Origin of the sequence: Azospirillum sp. B4, from assembly GCF_000333275.1 — a bacterium.
Taxonomy (GTDB): domain Bacteria; phylum Pseudomonadota; class Alphaproteobacteria; order Azospirillales; family Azospirillaceae; genus Nitrospirillum.
Genome location: NZ_BACU01000293.1, coordinates 1 through 5,869, shown reverse-complemented (window position 1 = coordinate 5,869; position 5,869 = coordinate 1). Strand labels below are relative to the sequence as shown.

Here is a 5,869-nt window from a genome sequence, read left to right as displayed (position 1 = left end):
TCGGCGGAGCGCGGCCGACAGCTGCACGCGGTGGGCCGGTTCGACGTGGTGACGGGTGCGCAGGCCAAGGCCAAGGCGAACGCGCCGACCTACACCCGCGTCTTCGCCGACAGCCTGATGAAGGAGGCCAAGGCCGACGACAAGGTGGTGGCGATCACGGCGGCGATGCCGTCGGGCACGGGCCTGGACCTGTTCGTCAGGCCTTCCCCACCCGGACCTTCGACGTGGGCATCGCCGAGCAGCACGCGGTGACGTTCGCGGCCGGCATGGCGACGGAAGGGTACAAGCCCTTCGTGGCGATCTATTCGACCTTCCTGCAGCGCGGCTATGACCAGCTGGTGCACGACGTGTCGATCCAGAACCTGCCAGTGCGCTTCGCCATGGACCGGGCGGGCCTGGTGGGGGCGGACGGCGCCACGCACGCCGGGGCCTTCGACCTGGCCTACCTGTGCTGCCTGCCGAACATGGTGGTGATGGCGGCGGCGGACGAGGCGGAGCTGGTGCACATGGTGGCGACCTCGGTCGCCTACGATTCCGGCCCGATCGCGCTGCGCTATCCGCGTGGCGAGGGCGTGGGTGTGGACATGCCGGAGAAGGGCGAGGTCCTGCCCATCGGCAAGGGCCGGATCGTCCGTGAGGGCAACACCGTCGCCATCCTGAGCCTGGGCACGCGCCTGGGCGAGGCGTGCAAGGCGGCGGAGGACCTGGGGGCGCGGGGCCTGTCGACCACGGTGGCGGACGCGCGCTTCGCCAAGCCGATCGACCGGGACCTTGTGCGCACGCTGGCGGTGGGGCACGATGTGCTGGTGACCATCGAGGAAGGCTCGGTGGGCGGGTTCGGTGCGCAGGTGATGCAGTTCCTGGCGGAGGAGGGGCTGTTCGACCGCGGCCTGAAGTTCCGCCCCATGGTGCTGCCCGACCGCTACCAGGAACACGACAACCCGGCCAAGCAGTATGACGAGGCCGGCCTCAACGCCAACGGCATCCTCGATACCGTGCTCAAGGCGCTGGGCAGTCAGGCGGCGGCGCGGACGCCGAGCGTCTGATGTCCGAGGCTCCCGCCAAAAAGGTCGGCAAAATCCGGGTGGACCAGGCCCTGGTGGAACGGGGCCTGGTGGAAAGCCGCGCCCGCGCCCAGGCCTTGGTGTTGGCGGGCCTGGTCTATGCCGATACCCTGCGCATCGACAAGCCGGGTCAGACCATCCCCGCCGACAAGCCCTTGACCCTGAAGGGCCAGGATCATCCCTGGGTGTCGCGTGGTGGGCTGAAGCTGGTGCATGGCCTGGATCATTTCGGTTTCGATCCAACGGGTATCACCGCCATTGACGTGGGTGCCAGCACCGGCGGCTTCACCGATGTGCTGCTGACGCGCGGTGCCGCCAAGGTTTACGCCGTGGACGTGGGCCACGGCCAGCTGGCGTGGAAGCTGCGCACCGATCCCCGCGTGGTGGTCATGGAAAAGACCAACGCCCGGCATCTGACGGCTGAGGTCATCCCTGACCCCATTGGCATGGTGGTGTGCGACGCCAGCTTCATCGGCCTGGCCACGGTGTTGCCGGCGGCCCTGGATCTGGTGCGGCCCGGCGGCACGCTGGTGGCCCTGATCAAGCCGCAGTTCGAGGTGGGCAAGGGCCGCGTCGGCAAGGGCGGTGTGGTGCGCGAGCCCGAACTGCACCAGGAGGTCTGCGACACCGTCGCCGCGTGGCTGTCCGCCCGCCCGGGCTGGACCGTCCTGGGCGTGGACCCCAGCCCCATCCTGGGGCCGGAGGGCAACCGGGAATTCCTGATCGGCGCCCGCCGGGATTAACTATTCCAACAACTTGAGGGCGTCGGCGGGCGTGGCGACGCCCAGTACCTGGCCCTGGGTGTCCATGATCAGGGCTATCTCCGCCCGCATGTCGCGCAGCAGGGCCAGGACGGATCGCGCCGACTGATCCGGCTGCGCCACCACGGGGGCCAAGGCGTCGTCGCCGTCGATCATGTCGCCCGCCATCACCCGCTTCACCAGCTCGTGACTGGCGGCGAAGCCCAGGACGGTGTCCAGGCCATCGCGGGCCAGGATGACGTGGCTGTGGCGCAAGGCCAGCACGGCGTCGCGCACATCCTCCTGCCCGGCCGCCAAATCCACCCACTCCACGGCGTCGCGTGGCGTCATCACCGCGGCGATGGTGGGCTCGCCCGGGGCGGCGGCCTGGGGCTTGGCCTTGTTGCGCCGGCCAATCTGGTTGGCGGCCTCGACCAGGATGGAGAAGCCGATGGCGGCGTAGAGATAGCCCTTGGGGATGTGCAGACCCAAGCCTTCGGCCACCAGGCTGAAGCCGATCATCAGCAGGAAGCCCAGGCCCAGGATGATGACGGTGGGGTGGCGGGAGATGAAGGCCATCAGCGGCTTGGACGCCACCAGCATGACCGCCATGGCGATGCAGACGGCGGCCACCATGACCGGCAGGTCGTCCACCATGCCCACCGCCGTGATGACGCTGTCCAGCGAGAACACGGCGTCCAGCAGCACGATCTGCACGACCGAGCGCCAGAAGGCGGTGGCACCGGGCGTGGCTGGCCGGCGCTGATGCGCCGCCGCCCCCTCCAGCCGCTCATGCAGCTCCATCGTGCCCTTGGCCAGCAGGAAGGCGCCGCCCAGGACCAGGATCAGATCCCGGCCCGAGAGGGAGAAGCCCGCCACGCTGAACAGGGGCTGGGTCAGCGTCACGATCCACGAGATGGAGAACAGCAGGGCCAGCCGCATGACCAGCGCCAGCGACAGACCCACCAAGCGCACGCGGTTGCGCTGCTCCGGGGGCACCTTGTCGGCGACGATGGCGATGAAGACCAGATTGTCGATGCCGAGGACGACCTCCAGGGAGACGAGGGTCAGAAGCCCAAGCCAGATGCTCGGGTCGGCAAGGAAGTCCATGACAAGGGGGCCTGTTTGTTGTGGTCCTTCGGGTTTGGGCCGTCAGGTTAGAGCAGCAAATGGTGACGATTTGTCGCACATGCCAGCATAAAATGAACCCCCGGCCAGAGGGATCTGGCCGGGGGTGTGTCCATGCGGAGGTATCAGGGGATGGGGTTGTTGACGCTGAGGTCCGGCATCATCAGCACCTGGTCCTGCCGGCGGGCGGCGCGGACCATGGGCTGCACCACGTCCAGCAGCGGACCGTAGTCGGCCAGCACCTTTTCCGCGCCCCGCGCCTCAGCGGCGCTGGCCACCTGTGACACCGCACTGCCGTTCAGCAGGTCCAGCACCATCTCATAGCCGCTCTTGGGCTTGGGGAATTGCACGATGCGCAGGGTGGCGTTGCTGGGGATGCCCGCCACCTGGCGCACCTGCTGCAGGGCGGTGTCATAGCCGCCCAGCGCGTCCACCAGACCCAGATCCTTGGCCTGCCGGCCAGTGTAGACACGGCCCTTGGCCAGCTGGCGCACCTTCTCGATGTCCAGCTTGCGGCCTTTGGCCACGCCGTCGGTGAACTGGGCGTAGATGGCGTCCAGCATGGCGTCCTGGCGGGCCGCCTCACTGTCCGTGTACGGGCTGGCGGGGCTCCAGATCGTGGCGTTGGCGCCGCGGCTCACTTGATCCACGCCGATACCCAGCTTGTCCGCCAGGCCCTTGGCCACGAACTTGCCGCCCAACACGCCGATGGATCCCGTCAGCGTGCCCGGCAGGGCCACGATGCGATCGGCGTCCATGGCCACCCAGTAGCCGCCGGAACCGGCGACATCGCCCATGGAGATGACCACCGGCTTGCCGGCGGCCTTGGCCCGGTCCACGGCATGGCGCACCACCTCCGATCCCACGGGGCTGCCGCCGGGGCTGTTCACCCGGAACAGGATGGCCTTCACGCTGGCGTTCCCGATGGCGCTGTCGAAGGCATCGGCGATGCGGTTGGCGGCGAAGGAGGCTTCGTCGCTGAAGGCCCCCTTGTCCTTGCCGCCGCGCACGATCTCCCCCTCACCCACGATCAGGGCGACGGTGGGGCCCTGGTTGAAGGCGGAGCCGGCGATCTTGCCGTAGGTCAGCAGGTCCACCGTGTCGGCACCGGCGGCCTTGCCGCCCGCCCGCTCCGTGGCGGCCTTCTCCACCTCATCGAAATAGCCCAGCTTGTCCACCAGCTTGTCGGCCAGGGCCTCGGTGTCCAGCAGGGGCGCGTGGTCGATGGCCGTCTTGACGGCGTCGGGCCCCAGGTGACGGCCGTCGGCGATGCCCAGCACCATCTGGTCATAGAGGTCGCCCGCCAGGCTTTCCGTCATCTCACGGTTGGCGGGGGTGGCCTGCTTCTCCGCGTACATCTCGGCCGCCGTCTTGTAATCGGCGCGCTTGGAGATTTGAGGCAGCACCCCGATGGTGTCCAGGGTGCCGCGGAAGAAGGTCTGGGTGACGGCGATGCCGGTGATGCCCACCGTGCCCACGGGCTGCAGCCACACCTGGTCAAAGGCGCTGGCCAGGTAGTAGGGGCTCATCCCGCTGCCGGCGTCGCCGAAGCTCTCGGCATGGACGTAGGCGAAGCGGCCGGTGGCGCGGAAGCGGGTGATGGCGTCGCGCAGTTCCTGGGTGGTGCCGATACCCTGGCTGGCGTTGCCGACCTTGGCCACCAAGCCCTTCACCTTGGGGTCGCGGCTGGCCTGCTCCAGGGCGTCGATGACCTCGCGCACGCTACCGTGGCGGCTGGACAGCAGGCTGGACCATCCGTCCTCACCGGGCGCTTCCGCCAGCGGCCGTTCGAAGTTGAATTCCAGCACAACGGCCTGGGGCAGGGTGGGTTGCTTGTCCTTCGCCTTGATGGCCAGCAGGATCAATCCCGCCGTCAGCAGCACGCCGAACAGGCCGATAAGGGCGAACAGACGGACGATGAAACGCATGTAGCGGTCCCTGGAAGCCGTAAAATCCGGCCGCCATACCACCACAGCGCGTGCGTGTTGCCAAGGCGGCCGGGGGTTAGGGCCGCCGAAGCGGACCCTTCCTTTTTGTGTATCTTGATGTCCACGCCTTTAGGCCGAGGCCGGCGCTGGCGGCGGCCGGGGGGAAGGCGTAAGGTCCGCCGTCATGACCCCCCATGACCCCACGACACCGGGCGGCATCGTCGCGCTGGAGCTGCCGCCGCCCGATCCGGTGGCGGCCTACGCCCGGCTGGCGCACCTGCCCCGCCCCTTCCTGCTGGACGGCGGCGCGGCCGACGCCGACCGCGCCCGCTACAGCTACATTGGTGCCGACCCCTACGCCTGGGTTGAGTGCGCGGATGATGCCGTGACCGTGGATGGCCGGCCCGTGCCGGGCGATGCGCTGTCCGTCCTGGATATTCTGGTGGGACGGGGCGCCGCGCTGATGGGGGACGGGGTGCCCCCGGCCGACTTGCCCCCTTTCCGGGGTGGCTGCGTGGGCTTCCTGGGCTATGAACTGGGCGGCCAACTGGAGACGCTGCCCCGGCCTCGGACGGAGGGCGCCGGCCTGCCCGACATGGCGGTCGGCTTGTACGACTGTATCGTCGCCATCGATCATATACGGGGCCGGGCCTGGATCCTGTCCTCCGGCCTGCCGGAAGCGGATGCCGGGCGGCGGGCGGAGCGGGCGATGGCACGGGCGCGGGCATGGCGGGATCTGCTGGCCAGCCCGGCGGAGGCGACGACGGGTGGGGAGGGGCCCCTCCTGACGGCACCCGGCTGGCGTGCCGGGTGGAGCCGGCGGTGCCATGAGGCGGCGGTGGCCCGCACGGTGGACTACATCGCCGCCGGCGACATCTACCAGGCCAACATCACCCAGCGTTTCCTGGGCCGGCTGGCGCCCGGCGTGACGCCATTGGACCTGTACACCCGTCTGCGCGGCCGGGCCGCCGCGCCGTTCTCCGCCCTGCTGGATTGGGGCCGGATGGAA

General features: G+C 69.3%; 4 protein-coding genes and 1 pseudogene. 3 read left to right on the top strand and 2 right to left on the bottom strand.

The features are described from left to right. A pseudogene (locus I55_RS13390) lies at nt 1–1,046 on the top strand (transketolase C-terminal domain-containing protein); the annotation flags it as partial. Continuing rightward, complete coding sequence (locus tag I55_RS13385) at nt 1,046–1,807, top strand: TlyA family RNA methyltransferase (protein ID WP_044561080.1); 762 nt, start codon at nt 1,046–1,048, stop codon at nt 1,805–1,807. The pseudogene I55_RS13390 and the gene I55_RS13385, both read left to right, overlap by 1 nt. Here the strand turns inward: I55_RS13385 and I55_RS34450 are convergent, their stop codons facing one another. Both I55_RS34450 and sppA read right to left on the bottom strand, forming a co-directional pair. Further along, nucleotides 1,808–2,914: a hypothetical protein gene (locus I55_RS34450; RefSeq protein WP_083901084.1), complete on the bottom strand. Its 1,107-nt coding sequence runs from the start codon at nt 2,912–2,914 to the stop codon at nt 1,808–1,810. A 143-nt stretch (nt 2,915–3,057) separates the two neighbouring features. Then, nucleotides 3,058–4,860, bottom strand: coding sequence for a signal peptide peptidase SppA (sppA, locus tag I55_RS13375; RefSeq protein WP_044561079.1), 1,803 nt, complete (start codon nt 4,858–4,860; stop codon nt 3,058–3,060). 184 nt (nt 4,861–5,044) lie between these two features. Here sppA and I55_RS35395 point away from each other — a divergent pair. Then, nucleotides 5,045–5,869: chorismate-binding protein (locus I55_RS35395; RefSeq protein ID WP_199902581.1), on the top strand; the 825-nt coding region annotated here is incomplete at its 3' end.